The sequence below is a fragment of the Microcoleus sp. CAWBG27 genome (genome assembly GCF_020883145.1).
In the GTDB taxonomy this organism is placed as follows: Bacteria; Cyanobacteriota; Cyanobacteriia; order Cyanobacteriales; family Microcoleaceae; genus Microcoleus.
On record NZ_JAHREU010000015.1, the window covers coordinates 84,206 to 102,121 of the forward strand.

At 44.2% G+C, this 17,916-nt stretch carries 19 protein-coding genes; 12 read left to right on the forward strand and 7 right to left on the reverse strand.

The genetic code is table 11. The annotated features are described in order from the left end of the window. Positions 1-22: 22 nt before the first annotated feature. Together xth and QZ938_RS11535 are read right to left on the reverse strand one after the other, a co-directional pair. Complete coding sequence (xth, locus tag QZ938_RS11530) at positions 23-808, reverse strand: exodeoxyribonuclease III (RefSeq protein WP_293351427.1); 786 nt, start codon at positions 806-808, stop codon at positions 23-25. An 8-nt stretch (positions 809-816) separates the two neighbouring features. After that, positions 817-2,256: an NB-ARC domain-containing protein gene (locus QZ938_RS11535; RefSeq protein WP_293351426.1), complete on the reverse strand. Its 1,440-nt coding sequence runs from the start codon at positions 2,254-2,256 to the stop codon at positions 817-819. Between the two features lie 322 nt (positions 2,257-2,578). Between QZ938_RS11535 and QZ938_RS11540 the strand changes: the two genes are divergently transcribed. Together QZ938_RS11540 and QZ938_RS11545 are read left to right on the forward strand one after the other, a co-directional pair. Then, positions 2,579-3,121, forward strand: coding sequence for a DUF6232 family protein (locus QZ938_RS11540; protein WP_293351425.1), 543 nt, complete (start codon positions 2,579-2,581; stop codon positions 3,119-3,121). A 23-nt stretch (positions 3,122-3,144) separates the two neighbouring features. Beyond that, complete coding sequence (locus tag QZ938_RS11545) at positions 3,145-3,525, forward strand: hypothetical protein (protein WP_293351424.1); 381 nt, start codon at positions 3,145-3,147, stop codon at positions 3,523-3,525. Between the two features lie 72 nt (positions 3,526-3,597). Here the strand turns inward: QZ938_RS11545 and QZ938_RS11550 are convergent, their stop codons facing one another. The 4 genes from QZ938_RS11550 to QZ938_RS11565 form a co-directional block, all read right to left on the reverse strand. Further along, positions 3,598-3,954 carry a hypothetical protein gene (locus tag QZ938_RS11550; RefSeq protein ID WP_293351423.1) on the reverse strand — a complete coding sequence of 119 codons (357 nt, stop codon included), beginning with the start codon at positions 3,952-3,954 and terminating at the stop codon, positions 3,598-3,600. Between the two features lie 14 nt (positions 3,955-3,968). Then, on the reverse strand, positions 3,969-4,367 hold the full coding sequence (locus QZ938_RS11555; protein WP_293351422.1) for a hypothetical protein: 399 nt from the start codon (positions 4,365-4,367) through the stop codon (positions 3,969-3,971). Positions 4,368-4,702: 335 nt separating this feature from the next. Continuing rightward, positions 4,703-6,382, reverse strand: coding sequence for an HlyD family efflux transporter periplasmic adaptor subunit (locus QZ938_RS11560; RefSeq protein ID WP_293351420.1), 1,680 nt, complete (start codon positions 6,380-6,382; stop codon positions 4,703-4,705). Between the two features lie 166 nt (positions 6,383-6,548). Continuing rightward, on the reverse strand, positions 6,549-7,019 hold the full coding sequence (locus QZ938_RS11565; protein ID WP_293351418.1) for a MarR family transcriptional regulator: 471 nt from the start codon (positions 7,017-7,019) through the stop codon (positions 6,549-6,551). A 329-nt stretch (positions 7,020-7,348) separates the two neighbouring features. Here QZ938_RS11565 and QZ938_RS11570 point away from each other — a divergent pair, with 329 nt between their 5' ends. The 9 genes from QZ938_RS11570 to QZ938_RS11610 all read left to right on the forward strand — a co-directional run bounded on the left by QZ938_RS11570 (position 7,349) and on the right by QZ938_RS11610 (position 16,835). Continuing rightward, positions 7,349-7,669: a hypothetical protein gene (locus QZ938_RS11570; protein ID WP_293365516.1), complete on the forward strand. Its 321-nt coding sequence runs from the start codon at positions 7,349-7,351 to the stop codon at positions 7,667-7,669. A gap of 120 nt (positions 7,670-7,789) precedes the next feature. Further along, a complete protein-coding gene (locus tag QZ938_RS11575; protein ID WP_293147832.1) occupies positions 7,790-8,452 on the forward strand; it encodes a class I SAM-dependent methyltransferase in 663 nt (220 codons plus the stop codon). A 128-nt stretch (positions 8,453-8,580) separates the two neighbouring features. Further along, positions 8,581-8,838 carry a DUF433 domain-containing protein gene (locus tag QZ938_RS11580; RefSeq protein ID WP_293147834.1) on the forward strand — a complete coding sequence of 86 codons (258 nt, stop codon included), beginning with the start codon at positions 8,581-8,583 and terminating at the stop codon, positions 8,836-8,838. Positions 8,839-8,862: 24 nt separating this feature from the next. Further along, on the forward strand, positions 8,863-9,573 hold the full coding sequence (locus QZ938_RS11585) for a M15 family metallopeptidase (protein WP_293351416.1): 711 nt from the start codon (positions 8,863-8,865) through the stop codon (positions 9,571-9,573). Positions 9,574-10,205: 632 nt separating this feature from the next. Continuing rightward, entirely contained in the window at positions 10,206-11,279 is a 1,074-nt protein-coding gene (locus QZ938_RS11590; RefSeq protein WP_293147840.1) for a glucose-1-phosphate thymidylyltransferase, read from the forward strand. Between the two features lie 39 nt (positions 11,280-11,318). Then, on the forward strand, positions 11,319-11,921 hold the full coding sequence (locus QZ938_RS11595; protein ID WP_293147842.1) for a hypothetical protein: 603 nt from the start codon (positions 11,319-11,321) through the stop codon (positions 11,919-11,921). Between the two features lie 10 nt (positions 11,922-11,931). After that, entirely contained in the window at positions 11,932-14,061 is a 2,130-nt protein-coding gene (locus QZ938_RS11600; protein WP_293351414.1) for a glycosyltransferase, read from the forward strand. A 325-nt stretch (positions 14,062-14,386) separates the two neighbouring features. Further along, positions 14,387-15,457: a glycosyltransferase family 1 protein gene (locus QZ938_RS11605; RefSeq protein WP_293351412.1), complete on the forward strand. Its 1,071-nt coding sequence runs from the start codon at positions 14,387-14,389 to the stop codon at positions 15,455-15,457. A gap of 295 nt (positions 15,458-15,752) precedes the next feature. Further along, positions 15,753-16,835: a glycosyltransferase family 1 protein gene (locus tag QZ938_RS11610; protein WP_293351410.1), complete on the forward strand. Its 1,083-nt coding sequence runs from the start codon at positions 15,753-15,755 to the stop codon at positions 16,833-16,835. A 193-nt stretch (positions 16,836-17,028) separates the two neighbouring features. Here the strand turns inward: QZ938_RS11610 and petG are convergent, their stop codons facing one another. Next, positions 17,029-17,148, reverse strand: a complete 120-nt coding sequence (petG, locus tag QZ938_RS11615) for a cytochrome b6-f complex subunit V (protein WP_006632329.1) — start codon at positions 17,146-17,148, stop codon at positions 17,029-17,031. A gap of 182 nt (positions 17,149-17,330) precedes the next feature. Between petG and QZ938_RS11620 the strand changes: the two genes are divergently transcribed. Next, positions 17,331-17,711: a cytochrome c gene (locus tag QZ938_RS11620; protein ID WP_293147850.1), complete on the forward strand. Its 381-nt coding sequence runs from the start codon at positions 17,331-17,333 to the stop codon at positions 17,709-17,711. The last annotated feature ends 205 nt before the right edge of the window (positions 17,712-17,916 follow it).

Genomic DNA, 17,916 nt, shown 5'->3' on the forward strand with positions numbered 1-17,916 from the left:
TATTAACTTTATAACTTATAAATCAAATTTCGACAATTACGGGGGTGTGATCGCTGGGTTTGACTAATTTTCTGGGAGCAATATCTATTGTACAGTTTTTGGCTTGTTCGTACAAGGGCAAACTGAGATAATGGTGGTCGATTCTCCAACCGTTGTTGCGGGGAAATGCGGCGGCGCGATAGTCCCACCAACTATAATGTCCGCCTTCTGAGGTGAATTTGCGAAAGGGGTCGCTTAATCCTAATTCGGTGATTTCTGTTAATGCTTGGCGTTCGGGTATTGATAGGCCAACGGAGTTTGCAGCAGCTTTGGGATTGTATATATCTCGATCGTCCGGTACGATATTGAAGTCGCCACAAATGCACAGGTTGGGCGATTTGTCTAGTGCTATTTTCAGGTATTCTTGCAGCAGTTTGAGCCAATGCAGTTTGTATTGATACTTCTCGGAACCAATCTCGGAACCGTTGGGAACGTATACGGAAATAATGCAAATATCGTCTATAACCCCGGCTATGAGGCGCTTTTGTTCGTCAAAGATACCTGTGGTTTCGGTGCCGAGAATGGGGGAAAATCCGGCGCTGACTTGTGACAGGGGCGATCGACTAAAAATAGCGACGCCGTTGTAGGATTTTTGACCGGAGATGTAGCAGTTGTAGCCGATGTCTACAAATGGTTGCAGGGGAAAGTCTTTGTCTATAACTTTGGTTTCTTGCAAGCAGAGAACGTCGATTTGGTTGGTTTGCAGCCAGCTAGTAACGTGTTCTAAGCGGGTGCGAATTGAGTTGACGTTCCAGGTGGCGATTTTCATTAATTCTGTCAATTTTGATTGCGGATTTTGTTTATTATATACTCTCTGATTACTGGTTCGAGCGTGAAGTGCGATCGCCCATTTTGTTTGACTGTTTCAACTAATGACCTGCGCCCTAAAGATTGGATGACTTTCAATAGTTCTGGCGGTGATAGTTGCAGGTTTTCTGGTATTTGTGAGATGTTGCCTGGTTCGCGGGTATTGGCTAGCCAAGCGATAACTTGTTGTTCGGATGCGGTTAGGCGATCGCACTGCTGCTGCAATAGTGATTCTAAGTCACCTAGGAATAGGGTATCATAGGATAGGAATTCGGAAACGCTGCCGCCGAATAAGTCTTGAATCAATGTGGAAATTATATTTAACCATAAAGGATTGCCTCGGTAAAGGTCGATTAGTTCTGACCATTTCTCCGGTTCTGCTAAACCTTTTTCTCTGAATATTTCTTGTGCTTCGAGGCCTAAACCGTTGAGTTGCAGCGATTTACAGGGGCGGTTTTCGCCTTCTAAAGTGGCTATTTCTCTGGGTTTTTCCCAACTGTTGAGGATGAGGCAACTGTTGTGGGATGATTCTGCTATGAGTTTGAAGAATGTGCCGTAATTTTCATAGCCCGATCGGTAGTTTCCTGCGAGTTGTTGGCTGCTAAAGATGGTTTGGATATCATCGAGGATGATCAGACAGCGGTGCGATCGTAGATATTCTAGTAGGGGCAATCCCCCCGTGGTTGCCCTTTCTTTCTGAGGCAATCCCCCCGCGATCGCCCTTTCTTCGGAGGGGGCGGGCACGGGGGCACCGCCCCTACAGGATTGAATTAAGTCGGTTTGGAGTGATGCCAGCGGTGGAGAGTTGCGGAGACTTCGCCAGATGATGCGATCGAATTCGTGTTGAATTTGTGGGATTAGTTGGAGTGTCAGGGCGGTTTTGCCAATACCGGATAAGCCGAGGATGGTGATGAGACGGGTGCGGCCTAAAATCCAGTTTTCGAGGGTGGTGAGTTCGGATGTGCGGTTATAGAATAGGCTGGGTTCTGGTGCGTCGCCTATGTCTAGTCGTTCTTTAGGTTGAGTTTTGTTGTAAATTGGCTGATTAGGTTTTTCTGTATTTGGGATTTCTGAGGGATGCGACTTGTTCTCACAAACACTGAAATTATCAATTTGTGCATAATAGTTTCCAAAGTTTGATTCAACTATGGATAATTGCAATCTTTCCACTGTGTATCGAAAGTTAGATTGATTAATATTTTCGCCTAATATTTCTGATAACAGCTTCCATAATTTTGATGCTACCTTCTTGACATGAGCTTCGCTACGGTAGCAGGTTTTGGCAATCTCTGGGTATTTCTGGCGTTGCCAAGTACCGCGCAATATGCCTTCTTGTAAATGATTGAGATGTTTTCCTGTCTTAGCGAATACGATGTCGTCAGCGATTTTTAAGACTTCCTGAACTTCCATAGGTGGAGTGGGGGTTTAGTTTGGCTGGTTGCTATCCTACTCTATCCTACCGTTTGATACTTTAGCAACTAAATTATACTATTTGCTACTGATTCACTGTAATAAGCATTAAATAAATACCTACTAAATCCTACTTTATTTTACTAGACAAAACTTATAAAATTGGACAAAATGATAATAGTCAAAACGTTGCAAAATAATTGCTTTTGCTCAAACTATAGTGGTGCGATACGTAGGCGAAATTTGAAAAATATCAACTTCATTCAGTAGATTGAAATTGCAAGATATAACACCATTAAATACTATAGTAAGGAGAACAAGTATGAGTATAAACACGGGAAAAAGCCTACAGCGCCAAGATGACAAAGTTATTGTAATAGATAGACCAGAAGCTATAGTAGTTACTAAAAAAGTAGTTAAATTTGGTTCTTGTGTTTATCAATTTCGTAACGTTACTGGATTTGGAGTTGCAAATGTAAAAACGCCTTATAAAGTACATCCTCTAGTTATCTTGATATTACTTTTCTTAGGCGCTATTTTATTGTATCAGAGCGACCCACAGGTACAAGGATTTGGAATACTAACCCTTTTATTAGCATGTGCTGGAATTATTGACGACCTTTTGCAACCAAAACGAATAGGACTTGAATTATATGTAAATTCAGGAGACAATGTAATATTTGTCACTGCCGATAAATCAGGCGTCAGAGATGTGATTTCACAATTATGCGAATTTATGGAGAGTGACATAGAAGATATCAAGGTAATTAATATTAACCAAAGTCAGGCTACAATAGGTGTTGGCTATGCTGAGCAACTGCAATCTGGACAAATAGGTGGCAAAATAGATAACAGACAACAATAGTTAATTCTTAATACGGAGATATTATGTCAGAACGTAAAATAAATCTCGACCAAAGTCAGGCATCAATAGGTGTTGGCTACAGTGAGAAAGTAGAGGCTGAGCAAATAGGTGGGACTATTAACAATTACTCACCTGAACAAAAGCAAACTCTTGCCGAAGCCGCAAAAGAAATTCAGGAGCTTTTAGATCAGTTGTCTGAGACATACCCAACAAAAACGGCTGTCGAGAAATCAGCATTTGCTACAAAAGCTATGGAAGAAATTGAAAAAAAACCTGATGTCAAGGGAAAGGTACTTAAAGCTTTGAAAGCTGGTGGAGTAGCAGCGCTAATGGAACTTACAAATAATCCAGTCGTGAAAATCCTAACTCCAATGCTTGAAAGTTTACTGGAAGAAGATAAGTAAGCCTTAGTATCGCGAGTTTAGAAAAAGATAGATCGCCCTTACATCCCAATTTGTCAAAAAGTGCGATCGCCTTTAATCAGGCAAAGTTAAAATAGTTGTAGCCTCAGCCAATAGTTTACACTTAACTTTATTATTTTCCCCCTCCATTAGACAATGGGCGCGATTATCTGGCAAGGGATCGTGCCGGATAATAAAACCTAAAGAACGGGCATATCCTGCTACCAAAACACCCACCTTAGTAGTATCAGGATTTTTCGCAAAAGCTAAACTCTCCTGCTGAGTTGTTAACCGAGCTAACTCAACTGAGATACTATTATCAGGTTTTCCTCTAACCTGAAAAGCAACTGATTTTACAGTACCATCCTCATAAATATGTACGTTAGGAATCCGACGATAAAGGATATCGTTATCTGCAATTTCTTCTAGCATTACCCTACCCTGACTTATGGAATCAAAACCTGAGATACAACATTCAAGACCTCAGACAATGATACCTGGTTTTTCTCCTCAAACTTTCTATCGCTTCCTTCACCCTTAATTAGCAAATAGCTGAAATCCACGTCAGGCTTTATTTCCACTTCTAGTTGCCCGTGCGGCCCCCGCCATTCCATTTGTAGGCTACCATCAGCAATTGGTGCGACATCTGATGGTAAAAGTTGCTCAGCAACTAAAGCTGAAAGAGAATATTTAACATCTATGAGAAGTTGACAGGCTTTGACAAAAGCAACGGGCGAAACTGGCAATGCACCATAAGAATCCCAGTCAGTTTCCAGTTTAGTAAGTTGCGTCAAACGCTCTAATATTGAATCTAAGGAAACATCAGTTAATGTTGCTTGAGACATGGCTTTTATACGATAATATTTTCTATTATACTATAGCTATTGCTGACAATTGAGAAATAGAGTCAGGTCTGAGAGTCAAAGCGCGATCGCCCTTCGTCTCCCAACTTTCTGAAAAAGCGCGTGTAGCCAGCCGACAGATTACTGATTGGGTACCAGTACGATGAGGTAAAGTGAGTCGTCGCGAAGTGGGCCGTAAGCAATCACACCAATCGCTGGCTAGCAATACACACCCACAAACTATGAGGTTTTAATCGGAGAGAGGGACTTCTAGACGCAGAAAATCTTGACAGTGAGGGCAGTATACACCTACATGATTTTCTGCGTAAATCCTGACTTTATTTCAATTCAACGTTGACAGTAGCAGACATCCCCGGTGCAATTCGCGATTCATAGCCTTTAATGCTGTCGGCATCAAAGACAACTTTCACCGGAATCCGCTGCACTACTTTGGTGAAGTTTCCCGTCGCATTGTCTGGAGGCAATAGGGAGAATTGAGCGCCAGAAGCAGGGGAGAAACTATCGAGACGCCCTTCAAATTTGCGGCTACCAAAAGCATCTAATTTGATTTCTACTTTTTGGCCTGGTTTCATGTTTGCCAGTTGCGTTTCTTTGAAGTTAGCAATTACCCATAAATCGTTGCTGACGATCGCCATTAACGGAGTTCCCGACTGCACCCGCTGCCCCACTTCAACCGATTTGCGCCCGATTTGTCCGGCGGCGGGTGCGGTGATATTCGTGTAGGAAAGTTGCAGTTGAGCGTCTTTCACCGCAGCTTCCGATTGGGCGATCGCAGCCTTAGCAGCATCATACTGCGATCGACTGACCTTAGTTTGCTCGCCCGTAGCTTGAGCCTGTTGCAATCCGCCCTTCGATGCAGCCAGTTTGGCTTCAGCGGTGCTGATACCTTCTTGGGCTACAGCGACTTTAGCTTGGGCGCTGGCGACGCCGACTTTGGCTTGCGCGACTTGAGCTTCAGCTTGCTTTACTCCTTCTTGAGCTTGCGCTACTGCTGCTTGGGCTGCGGTTACGCCTTCCTTGGCTTGGGCTAACCGCGCTCTAGCTTGGGCAATTCCTTGTTGGGCTGCGGTGGTTTGGCCTTGGGCTACTTCGTAGGCGGCTCTCGCTGCGTCTAGTTGCTGGCCGGCGATCGCACCTTCTTGCTGCAAACTTTCGTACCGTCTATAATCTGCTTGCGTTTTCACAAGATTAGCTTGCGCTTGCACTAACTGAGCTTGCGCTGCGGCAATTCCGGCTTCAGCTTCCGTCACTTTAGCTTGAGCTTGGGGAATTCCGGCTTCAGCTTGGGCGACTTTCGCTTGTGCTGCGGGGACGCCAGCTTCCGCTTGGGCGACTGCGGCTTCGGCTGCGGGTACGCCTTGTTGGGCTTCCCTAATTGCTGCTTGGGCGGTGGAAATGCCAGCGTTGGCGGTGCCGATATCTCCTTGGGCTTGGGCTGTTTTACCTTGGCTGGTTTGAGAGGCTAGGGAAATATTCGCTTGGGCTGCTTCGGCTTGGCGGCGGGCGTTTTCTAGGGCTGCTTGGGATTGTTGCAGTTTAACTTGGTAGTCGCGGGGGTCAAGTTTAATCAGCAGTTGGCCGGGTTTTACTTGTTGGTTGTCTTCTACTAAGACTTCGCCGACAGTACCGTTGATGCGGCTGCTGACTTGGTGGATGTGTCCGGCTACTGTGGCGTTTTCGGTTTCTTGGTGGATGGAGGCGTATTGCCAATAATTGTAGCCAAAGCTGCCTGCTGCGATCGCCCCGATGCCCAGCGCTGCAAAAATCAGCGGTTTCTTGGACTTTTTCTTCGGGGTTGCAGGCGGTAGGGGTGCTTGCAGTTCTGTTTCTGTGCCTGTTTTGACATCGGCGGGGGCACTGATTTCTGTCTCTGGGGCGGGGATTACTGGTAGGCTTTTTGCTATGGTGTCGTCGATCGGCTTTTCTAAGAGGGCTACTGCTTTGCCTTTGCCGTTACCGTTGAATTCTGCTGGGTTGATTTCGTTTGTGCCTTTCATGGTATTTGACTCCTGATACTTTAGTAAGATGTCGTTTGTTTAGGGTACGTAGTTTTAAGTTATTAAGACTGCTTTTTTTAAGAGTGCGTAGTATTTTTGAGTTGTTCTTAATGTAGTTGAGGTAGATGCTGCTGCGCTTCAGTCGAAAGAGCTATTTGTTGGCGGTTTAGGAAAGATTGACGATCGCCCGATCGATCAATTGGGAGAAGAGTTCTCGATCGGCCTTTGAAATTCCAGTCATTGACTTCTCTCTGATATCTGCTACCAGCGGGGGCAATACCTCTTGCAGTTGCGTACCCGAGTCTGTCAGCCAAATGCGCCAAATGCGGCGATCGCGCGTGTCTCTTTCCCGGCGGACTAAACCTCTTTCTTCCATGCGATCGATCACGCCAGTCAGCGTCCCGCCTACTTGTTGCAGTTTGTCGCCAATGCTGGAAGTTGCTAAACCATCTTCTTGCCACAAACAGCACAGTACCAGCCAGTGAAAAGCTGTGAGTCCAAAGGGTTCAAGTCCTTCTTGCAGTCTGCGACTACCTAGCTGTGCCAGCAGTTTGATGCGGTAGCCGAGGCTGTGGGGGGCGAGCACGTCGTGCCACTGAGCTAAATTTGGGCGATCGACTGTGGATGTAGTAACCATAGGTTTATTACTTAGCGTTCGTATTATTAGTGTAAGAGGTTTTTATGGATCTGTCAAGGGGTGCAAGCAGGTTTTTGGTCATCGGATTTGAGATTTGAGATGGAGTCGGCAGCAAGTAAGTCAGTATAATGAGGGCGATCGCCCACGCTCGATCGCAAAAACCAGCTAAATTTTCGTCAAACTTGTTTGGATTTCTTAATTATTCCTAAAATAGGAAGCTCAAAGTTGCGATCGCACTTTATTGTATTCCCAGGAAATCAGTACACCGAGTTAAATAATACCGACGATAATAATTTGTTCTATTCCTATATAATTTAGTCTCTCAAGGAGTGATGAATGTGATGTGCGAAGAGCAAAGAAAAAAATTGCATCAAATCATTCAGCAATTAAAGAACGCCCAATCCGAGGTGGAAGAAGCCTACGAAACAACAATGATGAGTGATGCCAAATGGGCCGTGTCTCGCCTGTGCGATAATTTAAAAAAAGATGAGTCGATCGATCCGTCTATAAAGAGCCAGATACTGCCTTATTTTGAAGCCGCTCATTCAGCTATTCTTGGTCTTGAATCAACGTATAAACGAGCCGGAATGTGTGGTGACAAGCTGAATGAAGCAGAGTCTTGCATAATAAAAATACTGAGTAAACTCTGAAGATAATGATTTAAAACAGGAGCAGGCGAGTGCTGGAAAGTTTATCCTGGGGAATCTGTTTACATTTCTTAATTATTAGTAAAATAAGAAGAGTAAAGTTACGATCGCACATCGCACGTTATGCCACTCCAAGAAAATCAGCGCACCAAGTTAGACGATACAGACGACAATCTGTTCTATTCCTATCCCCGGTTTGTGACGCACGTAGACGAGGGATTCATTCAGCAACTAACCGATTTGTATCGGGAACGGCTGAAACCGAATACTCGGATTTTCGATATGATGAGCAGTTGGGTGTCTCACTTGCCCGAGGAAATGGAATTTGCTCATGTCGAAGGGCACGGCATGAATGAAGAGGAGTTGGCAAAAAATCCCCGACTGAATCATTATTTCGTGCAGAATTTGAACGCAAATCCTAAATTGCCGCTCCCGGATGCAGAGTTTGACGCGGTTGTCAACTGCGTTTCGGTACAATATTTGCAATACGCGGATGCGATTTTCACCGAAATTCACCGGATTTTGAAGCCGGGGGGCGTAGCAATTATCAGTTTTTCCAACCGGATGTTTTATCAAAAAGCAATTGCCGCTTGGCGGGAAGGTTCGGAGGGCGATCGGGTAAAATTAGTTCAGGGTTACTTTGATTCTGTCCAAGGAGCGAACATACCCGGATTTAGCAAGCCGGAAGTAATTGCTAAACAGTCTAGCTTGCCGAGTTTTATGCAAATGCTGGGGATGGGAGGCGGCGATCCTTTTTATGCGGTAGTTGCTTACCGCCAAAGTTAGGATTTTTTAAAATGTTTGTAGTGAGGACTTTAGTCCGCTGATTTTTTTGAGGACTAAAGTCTTTACTACAAACCGAGCTAGAGTTACGATCTTTATCTTAGAATATATTTAACAGTGGCTCCTCAAACATGGACAACCAACTTTTGCAACGCATCACACTCGATCCAAATATCTGTCACGGAAAACCCTGTATTCGCGGTCTCAGATATCCAGTAGAGTTGATTCTTGAATTACTCTGTTCAGGTATGAATGCTAAAGAAATTATAGATGATTGTGACGATTTAGAAGATGAAGATATTTATGCTGCTATAGTGTTTGTAGTGAGGACTTTAGTCCTCATAAATATTTTAGGACTGAAGTCCTCACTACAAACCTTTGTACAGTAATCATCAAGTAGGTAAAACCTTGATATGAAACCATATCAGCAAATAGAAATTGACGAATGCGGCGAGCCTTTAGTCCCAATTCCACCAGAACATTTTGCCTTTGAAATTCCGCACCCTTATCAAAAGTTGGGTGCTCCCTATCACAACAGTAAAGCAGATTCACCTTACTATTTGCGGCAAGGAGTTGTAGATAATCTGGTAGCAGCTAAAACGCATCTACAGCAAAATCATCAAAATTTGAAAATTCTAATATTTGATGCCTATCGACCCGTGGAAGTTCAGCAATTTATGGTAGATTATACTTTCAATCAAATTGCCGTAGCTCAAGGCTGCGAATTTCCAGTTTCCGAAGACCAACGCCAAGTTATTATAGAACACGTATATCAATTTTGGGCTGTGCCGAGCCTCGATCGCGCTACGCCTCCCCCTCACAGTACAGGCGCAGCTTTAGATATAACTTTAGTCGATCAAAATAATCGACAAATTGATATGGGTTCTCCGATTGATGAAATATCGGAACGTTCTTATCCCGATTATTTTGGTAATAGCAAAGACGCGCAAGAACAGCAATACCACCTGCACAGGCAAATATTGAAAGATGCGATGATAGTTGCTGGTTTTCAGCAACATCCTAACGAGTGGTGGCATTTTTCTGTGGGCGATCAGATGTGGGCGTGGTTGACAAATAACAAGAATAGTGGTAGTCAAGTTATCGCCCGATACGGCCACTATTAAACCATTTTAGATTTTAGATGACTGAATGCTCGATCGCTAGAAATCATTTGTTGGATTGGAACCGACAAGATATAGCGTTTCGACATCTCATATCAGGTAATCATGGGCATAGGGCATAGGGCATAGGGCATAGGGCATAGGGCATAGGACATAGGGCATAGGGCATAGGGCATAGGGCATAGGGCATAGGGCATACCTCACTTTTTGAGAACCGCTATATTACAATACTTCGGACAGTTTTTTGACGACTCTGTAAGCGTTACAGCGTAAGCCCTGGCATTTTTAATGGTTTTTTTAAAACTCAGGACGCTTACTTAAAGATTGAAAAAATACTCATCCCTATAGCCATCAAAGGTTTGAGATACTCAATTATATCTAAAACTGTCCGAAGTATTGATATTAAAAACGTTCTTAATTGCTGAAACCCCTGCTTTGATTACTTCTGTCAACTGTCAACTGTCAACTGTCAACTGTCAACTGGTGTGCTGTCAACTGTCAACTGTCAACTCTTCCTTCTTTTTGATCGGCTATTGCCAGCGGGGTAGCTGTGCTTTAAAATTAACGAGAGCGAATAAGTGCAGGCAAGTCAAGCCAGCACCGCAAACCCTAAAGGATAACTTAGATTTCACCCAATGAAAGCACTCATCCTCTCTGGCGGCAAAGGAACACGCTTGCGTCCCCTAACCTATACGGGTGCTAAGCAGTTGGTTCCTGTGGCAAATAAGCCGATACTGTGGTACGGAATTGAAGGCATTGTGGCGGCTGGGATTACGGATATCGGGATTATTATTAGTCCTGAAACAGGTGAAGAGGTGAAGGCGAAAACAGGAGATGGCTCTCGCTTCGGTGCAAAAATCACTTATATCTTACAATCAGAGCCGGCGGGACTCGCTCATGCAGTAAAAATTGCTAGACCATTTTTGGGTGATTCTCCATTTATTATGTATTTAGGAGATAACTTAATTCAGAGTCAGCTAGATCCGTTTTTAGAGAATTTTAATAAGCAAAAACTAGACGCTCTAATTTTGCTGCGCCCAGTTCCCAATCCGAGTGCTTTCGGTGTAGCAAAGGTTGATGAGAACGGGCGAGTTTTACAGTTAGTAGAAAAACCCATAGTTCCGCCGTCTAATTTAGCACTGGTGGGGATTTACTTTTTTGCTCCTACTATTCACGAGGCGATCGATCAAATTCAACCATCTGCCCGCGGGGAACTCGAAATTACTGATGCTATCCAACAGCTAATCAATCAAGAAAAACACGTAGAAGCCTGCAATTTAGATGGTTGGTGGTTGGATACCGGGAAAAAAGATGATTTGCTGAGTGCAAACCAAATCATTTTAGATAGCTGTATCGTAGCTTCAACTGAATTAAAAGTAGATGCCAAAAGTCAAATTATTGGGCGAGTGCAAATAGGCGAAGGCAGTGAAATTATTAATTCTACAGTTCGCGGGCCTGTGGTAATTGGGGAAAATTGCCGCATTGAAAATTGCTTTATTGGGCCTTACAGCAGTATTGCCGATCGCGTGACGATGGTTGATGCTGATATCGAACACAGTGTAATATTGCAAGGGGCGAAAATTGTTGGCATTCACCAGCGAATTGTTGACAGCGTGATCGGGCAGCGAGCTCAACTCACAAATGCGCCGCCGCGCCCTAAAGCGTTGCGGTTTATGATTGGTGATGACAGTCAAATCGAGTTAGTCTAACTTGGGATTTGCACTATTCTCGTAGGGGCAATTTACCCAGTGGTGCGGGTTGCTAACCCTACGAGATGGTGTGCCGAGGCGCACCATAAATTAAAAGGAGGCGACAGATTGCAGTACGAAGAAATACCGACTCAACAAATTATAGATAAATTGCGCCAAACTTTGGAGCCGCGAATTGGTATTGCTGAGTTGCCGCTGCCGGAAAGAGCAAAAAGTGCGATCGCCCAAAATGAAGATGACGAAGACATTGCCCTTCTCAAAGCGGGCTTTGACATTTATAACATTCCAATTACATCTTACCAAAGGCGGCTCGGTTCCGCAGTCATCGCCGTCAGAAAAATCGTCCGAAAATTGCTCAAGCCCGTATTAGACAGGCAAGTAATTTACAATTTCGCGAATACCCGCGTTGTGCAAACATTGAGCACACAGTTGCAAAAATTGCAAGAAAATCAACAAACTCTAGAGAAAAAACTTACATCGGAATTCAGCAGCGGATTTCCCGAACTTACAGCACAGCTTGAGAGTCAACAAAGGGCGATCGCAAATTTTCAGTCTGAAGTAGAGCAAATCAAAGCAGTACAGCAGCAACATACTGCTATTTTACAGGAGATTACCGCTCAATTGGGCGATCGACAACCATAAAGCATCAAAGATGACTACACTTCCTATATGCTCATTTATTATAGTTAACTATAATGGTCTGCGCCACACCAAAGACTGCTTGAAATCCCTACAAAAACTTGCGTATCCAGAATCACAACTCGATTTAATTGTAATTGATAATTGCTCTCAAGACGATTCCGTTAGTTCCCTGCGCGAACTGTTTCCAAAAGTTCGCATTTTTGTGAATACCGCCAACAACTTTGCCAAAGCCCTCAACCTCGGCATCAGCGAAGCAAAAGGGCAATACATCGGCTTTCTCAATAACGATGCAACGCTTGAGTGTCACTGGCTAGAAATATTAGTTAAACGCCTAGAGACTGAAAAAAAAATCGGTGCTGCTAGCGGCAAATTGCTGTTTAAAGACGGGCGAATTAACAGCGCGGGCATTCAGCAATTACCTAATTTTTATTGGCAAGATGTCGGTTTTGGCGAAAAAGATTCGGGACAATATAATACAGAAAGGGAAGTAGAAGGGCTTTGTTGGGCGGCGGTGCTTTTCCGCAGAGAATGTCTGGAAGATGTCGGGCCTATAGATGAAGATTTTGTGATGTATTTTGAAGATGTAGAGTTTTCCAAACGCTGCCAAAAACGCGGTTGGAAAATGCTTTATACTCCCGCAGCTATCGCCCATCACGAGTATCGAGGTTCGAGTAAAGGTAGCAAACTCACCGAGTATTTCTGCAACCGCAATCGGTTTTTGTATTTGGCGAAACACGAACCTCTGCAATTAGTGAAATCGATTCATACTTCGGATTTTTTTAGTAACAAACAGTACGATTTGCTGTTCGAGAGTTTGTTTTTCGCGATTAAAAAACTGCTAGATTATCAGAAGCCGGAAATCGTCGCCACTGTACTGCCGCAGTTGACTGAAAAGTTGGCGGTGATTTACAGTAGAATGAAGATCGATCGCATTTTACCTCGATTGGAGGTGGTTAGGGGCGATCGCAAAATGTCGATCGCAATTTACGATCACGGACTGCATTTTATCGGCGGCGGACAAAAATACGTCGCTACCATCGCCTCGCTACTGCAAAATGAATTTGATATTACTTTTATCGCCAACAAACCCGTTGCTGTTTCTGACTTAGAGTCGTGGTACGGACTCAACCTTTCAGGATGCAAAATCAAGATTATTCCGTTGCAATTTTACGAGAAGCGCGGAATGCAGTGTATCGATTCCAGTATCATCGCTGAGGATATGGAAAATCCCTTTGATGAAATTGCCAGAGAAAGCAAAAATTACGATCTTTTCGTCAACGCCAACCAACTCGAAAAAGTCAAACCGCTGTCGCCGATATCAGTATTTTTCTGCCACTTTCCGAATACTTTTCGCAACCGTCATTTTGCTGTGGATGATTACACTTTTATTATTGCCAACAGTCAATTTACTGTCAAGTGGTTAGAGAAACGTTGGAATTTGCAACCAACTTTTATGCTATATCCGCCCGTGGAAATGGCTACAGCTAAAGTGTCGAAGGAAAAGATAATTTTAGCTGTGGGACAGTTTGAAGCTGGAGGAACAAAAAAGCAAATTGAACTCATCCAAGCTTTCCGCAATTTGCTAGCAGATTATCCCGATGAACTTCAAGGATGGCGGCTAATTTTAGCTGGAAGCAGTGTTCCGAAAAATCCTTATTTAAAGGCGGTTCATAATTTGCTGAAGCAGGATTCAAGGGCGATCGAACTTAAAGTTAATGGTTCCTTAGATGAGATAAAATTGCTTTATGCTAAATCGAGTATATTTTGGCATGGCTGCGGTTTGGGTGAAGTCAATCCTCAAAGGTTTGAACATTTTGGGATGGCGACTGTTGAAGCAATGCAAAATAGTTGTGCCCCGATCGCGTTTTGTGGCGGTGGACAACCGGAAATTGTCGAACACGGGCGATCGGGCTTTTTGTTCAATACGGTTGAGGAACTTTGCCACTATTCACATCAACTAATTGTCAATCCCGATTTGCTGGCAGAACTTCAAGCTGGCGCACAGCAACGCAGTCAGAACTTTAGACTCCCACCTTTTGAACACAAAGTCAAGAGTTTTTTTGAGATTATTCACCAGGAGTATGCTACAATTCGGCTGCCAAATCCAGGCGAGATTGCTCAAATGCTCGATCGACCTTAAGCATACATATATTGATGTGGGTAAGGAAGTGGCAGTGTCTGTTAGTGTTAATTTAAGCCTAGATCCCCCCTAGCCCCCCTTAAAAAGGGGGGGACAAGAGTATTCTCAAAGTCCTGCTTCTTAAAGAGGGACAAAAGTATTCTCAAAGTCCCCCTTCTTAAGGGGGATTTAGGGGGATCGAGCCTTGGATGCGAACGATAAATTCAAAAGTTTTAGATCTTAAATTAACACCAGCGGGTAGTGCCATTCCTCACAAATATCGCCGAAAATCGACTTAGTTTGATATCAAATATCGACTAATCACAAGTTTATTTTTACTCAAAACGTGTCCAATCAACTGTTAATCAATTTATCCTTTCTTACTCCCGAACCCACGGGAATCGGTACTTATGCAGCCAATCTTTTCCCCCAACTGCAACACCTAGAACCAACATTACTCGCTTCCCAGAAAATTGAGAATTATAGTTGCTATCAAATTCCAGATAACATCACACCGAATCGAGGCCCGAAAGGACAAATTAACAGACTGCTGTGGACTCAATTTGAATTGCCTAAAATTTACGACAAATTGCAGTCAAACCTAATATTTTCGCCGATTCCAGAAGCACCTTTATATTCCAAATGCCGTTACATAGTTACGGTTCACGATTTAATTCCTTTGCGATTCCCCCAAAAGTTCTCTCGGCTGACAGCTTATTTCCGCTACTACATCCCCCAGGTTTTGCGACAAGCCGAACATATTATTTGCGATTCCCAAGCAACGGCGATAGATGTTGCTAACTTTTACCAGATTTCGCCTCAGAAAATGACCGCAATTCCCCTAGCTTGTGATAATATTAATTTTCGCTGTCTCGACTTGCCAGCAAAAAATTATTTTCTTTATACCGGCAGACACGATAGTTACAAAAACTTGGAAAGATTAATTGCTGCATTTGCGAGTTTAGCCGATCGCACAAACTACGAACTTTGGCTAGCCGGGCCTCCCAACGCCTACACGCCACAGTCGATCGCACAAGTAGAACAATTGGGTTTACAATCTTTGGTAAAGTTTCTCGGTTACGTTCCCTACTCGCAATTGCCCGTACTGATGAATCAGGCGATCGCCCTGGTGTTTCCCACACTATGGGAAGGATTCGGCTTGCCGATTTTAGAAGCAATGGCCTGCGGTACACCAGTCATCACTTCCAACCTGTCATCGATGCCAGAAGTAGCCGGAGATGCGGCATTATTAGTCAATCCCTACAGCGTTGGAGAAATAGCAGCAGCCATGCAAACAGTAGCCACAGATTCAAAAGTGCGATCGCGCTTAAAAAAATCTAGCTTAGCGCGATCGGCCGAATTTAGCTGGCACAAAACCGGAACAGCAACCGCCAACATCTTACAACAATATCTGTAAATCTTCCCACTCTTCTTTCCACTCTCCGCGCCCTCTGCGCGCTCTGCGGTTAATCAAAAAAAATCCCAACCAAAAAACCGCAATCCTCAACATCTGTAAAACAGCCCACTATTCTTTCATCTCTCTGCGCCCTCTGCGCCCTCTGCGGTTAATCAAAAAAAATCCCAACCAAAAAACCGCAATCCTCAACATCTGTAAAACAGCCCACTATTCTTTCATCTCTCTGCGCCCTCTGCGCCCTCTGCGGTTAAATAAAAAAATCCCAACCAAAAAACCGCAATCCTCATATTACGCTATGCCAAACCCCCAATCCAACCTACTAATTAATCTCTCCTTCCTAATTTCCGAACCAACCGGATTAGCCATCTACGCCAAAAACCTATTTCCCCACCTAAAAACCCTCAATCCAACCTTACTAACAGCCCAAAAATTTCCCAATAATAACTGCTACAAAATCCCAGCCAACCTCACACCACAACAAGGAATCAAAGGACACATCAACCGATTGCTGTGGACACAAACCCAAATCCCCAAAATATACAAAAAGCTAAAATCTAACCTGTTATTTTCGCCAATTCCCGAAGCTCCTCTATTTCGCGGTTGTCGGTATATAATTACAGTACATGACCTAATAGCTTTACGATTTCCCCGCCGCTTCGATCCTTTGGCAGTTTATCACCGCTACTACATTCCCCAAGTGTTGCGGCAGGCTGAACATATCATCTGCGATTCCGAGTCAACCGCCAATGATATTACTAATTTTTGTAAAATTCCAAGTTCTTTAATTACACGAATTTTTCCCGGCTACGATACCAGTTTTTTTAAGTTTCTAGACTTACCAACTAGCAATTATTTCCTGTATATGGGCCGCCACAATCCCCATAAAAACGTCCAGCGAGTTGTAGCAGCCTTTGCGACTTTACCCAATAATTCCGAGTACGAATTGTGGATAACGGGATCGGAAGATAAACGCTATACGCCGCTGCTGAAGGCCCAGGTTCAAGAATTGGGATTGTCCGATCGCGTAAAATTCCTAAATTACCTCCCCGCGGCTGATTTGCCGAAAGTCATCAACCGGGCGATCGCCCTGGTATTCCCCAGTCTTTGGGAAGGATTCGGTCTCCCGGTGCTCGAAGCAATGGCCTGTGGCACTCCTGTCATCACTTCTAACCTATCTTCTATGCCGGAAGTCGGGGGGGACGCAGTATCGTTAGTCAATCCGTACAGCATCCAGGAAATAGCCTCTGCTATGCACGAGCTGGCAACAGATACTAAAGCTCGATCGCACTTGCGGGAACTAGGTTTGGCCCGAGCAAAACTGTTTAGCTGGGAAAAGACAGGCGTGGAAACTGCTGCTATTCTCGATCGATACTGTTGACTGTTGACTGTTGACTGTTGACTGTTGACTGTTGGAAGAGGGAAGAGGGAAGAGTTGACAGTTGACAGAAGGAAGAGTTGACAGTTGACAGAAGAAAGATTTTTCCAATCTCCCCCTCTCCCTATCTCCCCATCTCCCCATCTCCCCATCTCCCCCCTCTCTCCTCCGCTTCACCGAGGCACTATAGGCCCTTTTACTTATTGATACCCAACTGATCGCCGCGCTTGTATTGCTGGTAAGCAGCAAAAAACAGCCCCGCCAGAGTAACAAAGATTAAACCCAGAACAATACCTGAAAGCAGCGGTTCTACCATGAGAGCTCCTTAACGTTAAGATTTAACAATCTAATTTTAATATTACCAGCACTGAGACAGATGAATTTTCCCATTCTTGGGAGTTCTGGGGGTATCAGATCTTGATATCCCCGCTGGAAACGATTAAGCTATGTGATGAGAAATAAATTTTCTTGTAGATACTATTTTAAATTTGCACTCCTTTGAATCACCAAATTGCCACGAATGAAATTAAAAACCCGATCGAGCGACTGGTCATATTTGCGATCGCCGTGTTGCTTGCCATCATGTTGGCGACTATGACAATTCGTCAGTTTCAAGTTGCCGATCCCTACGTCAAAAGCGTACTTTCCCTTACTGGCGACCAGTTTCAGGGTTCCGCCATCTTTCAAATGAACTGTGCGGGGTGTCACATATCCGTCGGAGAGACTCAAGTTGGGCCCAACTTGCACCGAGTTTCAGAGCGCAAATCCGAATTCGAGCTGATCCGCCAAGTCACCAGCGGGCGAACCCCACCAATGCCACAGTTTCAGCCGAGCCCGCAAGAAATGGCCGACTTGCTGAAATATCTCCAACAAATTTAACAAAAAAAGGGGAACGGAATTTCGTTCCCCTAATCCTGATTGTCCAGCTAAGAGTAGGTGCGCGAAGTGTGCATCCTACTGTGGATTGGTGTCAACTTAACCCCGAAAACCTTTGTATCTCTCGTTTACCCTGAGCGTCGATCCCCCTAAATCCCCCTTAAGAAGGGGGACTTTGAGGAAAATCCTGTCCCCCCCTTAAGAAGGG

Coding starts and splice junctions, on each gene's coding strand:
- xth (WP_293351427.1), bottom strand. CDS start 808: ATGAAAATCGCCACCTGGAACGTCAACTCAATTCGCACCCGCTTAGAA.
- QZ938_RS11535 (WP_293351426.1), bottom strand. CDS start 2,256: ATGGAAGTTCAGGAAGTCTTAAAAATCGCTGACGACATCGTATTCGCT.
- QZ938_RS11540 (WP_293351425.1), top strand. CDS start 2,579: ATGAGTATAAACACGGGAAAAAGCCTACAGCGCCAAGATGACAAAGTT.
- QZ938_RS11545 (WP_293351424.1), top strand. CDS start 3,145: ATGTCAGAACGTAAAATAAATCTCGACCAAAGTCAGGCATCAATAGGT.
- QZ938_RS11550 (WP_293351423.1), bottom strand. CDS start 3,954: ATGCTAGAAGAAATTGCAGATAACGATATCCTTTATCGTCGGATTCCT.
- QZ938_RS11555 (WP_293351422.1), bottom strand. CDS start 4,367: ATGTCTCAAGCAACATTAACTGATGTTTCCTTAGATTCAATATTAGAG.
- QZ938_RS11560 (WP_293351420.1), bottom strand. CDS start 6,382: ATGAAAGGCACAAACGAAATCAACCCAGCAGAATTCAACGGTAACGGC.
- QZ938_RS11565 (WP_293351418.1), bottom strand. CDS start 7,019: ATGGTTACTACATCCACAGTCGATCGCCCAAATTTAGCTCAGTGGCAC.
- QZ938_RS11575 (WP_293147832.1), top strand. CDS start 7,790: ATGCCACTCCAAGAAAATCAGCGCACCAAGTTAGACGATACAGACGAC.
- QZ938_RS11580 (WP_293147834.1), top strand. CDS start 8,581: ATGGACAACCAACTTTTGCAACGCATCACACTCGATCCAAATATCTGT.
- QZ938_RS11585 (WP_293351416.1), top strand. CDS start 8,863: ATGAAACCATATCAGCAAATAGAAATTGACGAATGCGGCGAGCCTTTA.
- QZ938_RS11590 (WP_293147840.1), top strand. CDS start 10,206: ATGAAAGCACTCATCCTCTCTGGCGGCAAAGGAACACGCTTGCGTCCC.
- QZ938_RS11600 (WP_293351414.1), top strand. CDS start 11,932: ATGACTACACTTCCTATATGCTCATTTATTATAGTTAACTATAATGGT.
- QZ938_RS11610 (WP_293351410.1), top strand. CDS start 15,753: ATGCCAAACCCCCAATCCAACCTACTAATTAATCTCTCCTTCCTAATT.
- petG (WP_006632329.1), bottom strand. CDS start 17,148: ATGGTAGAACCGCTGCTTTCAGGTATTGTTCTGGGTTTAATCTTTGTT.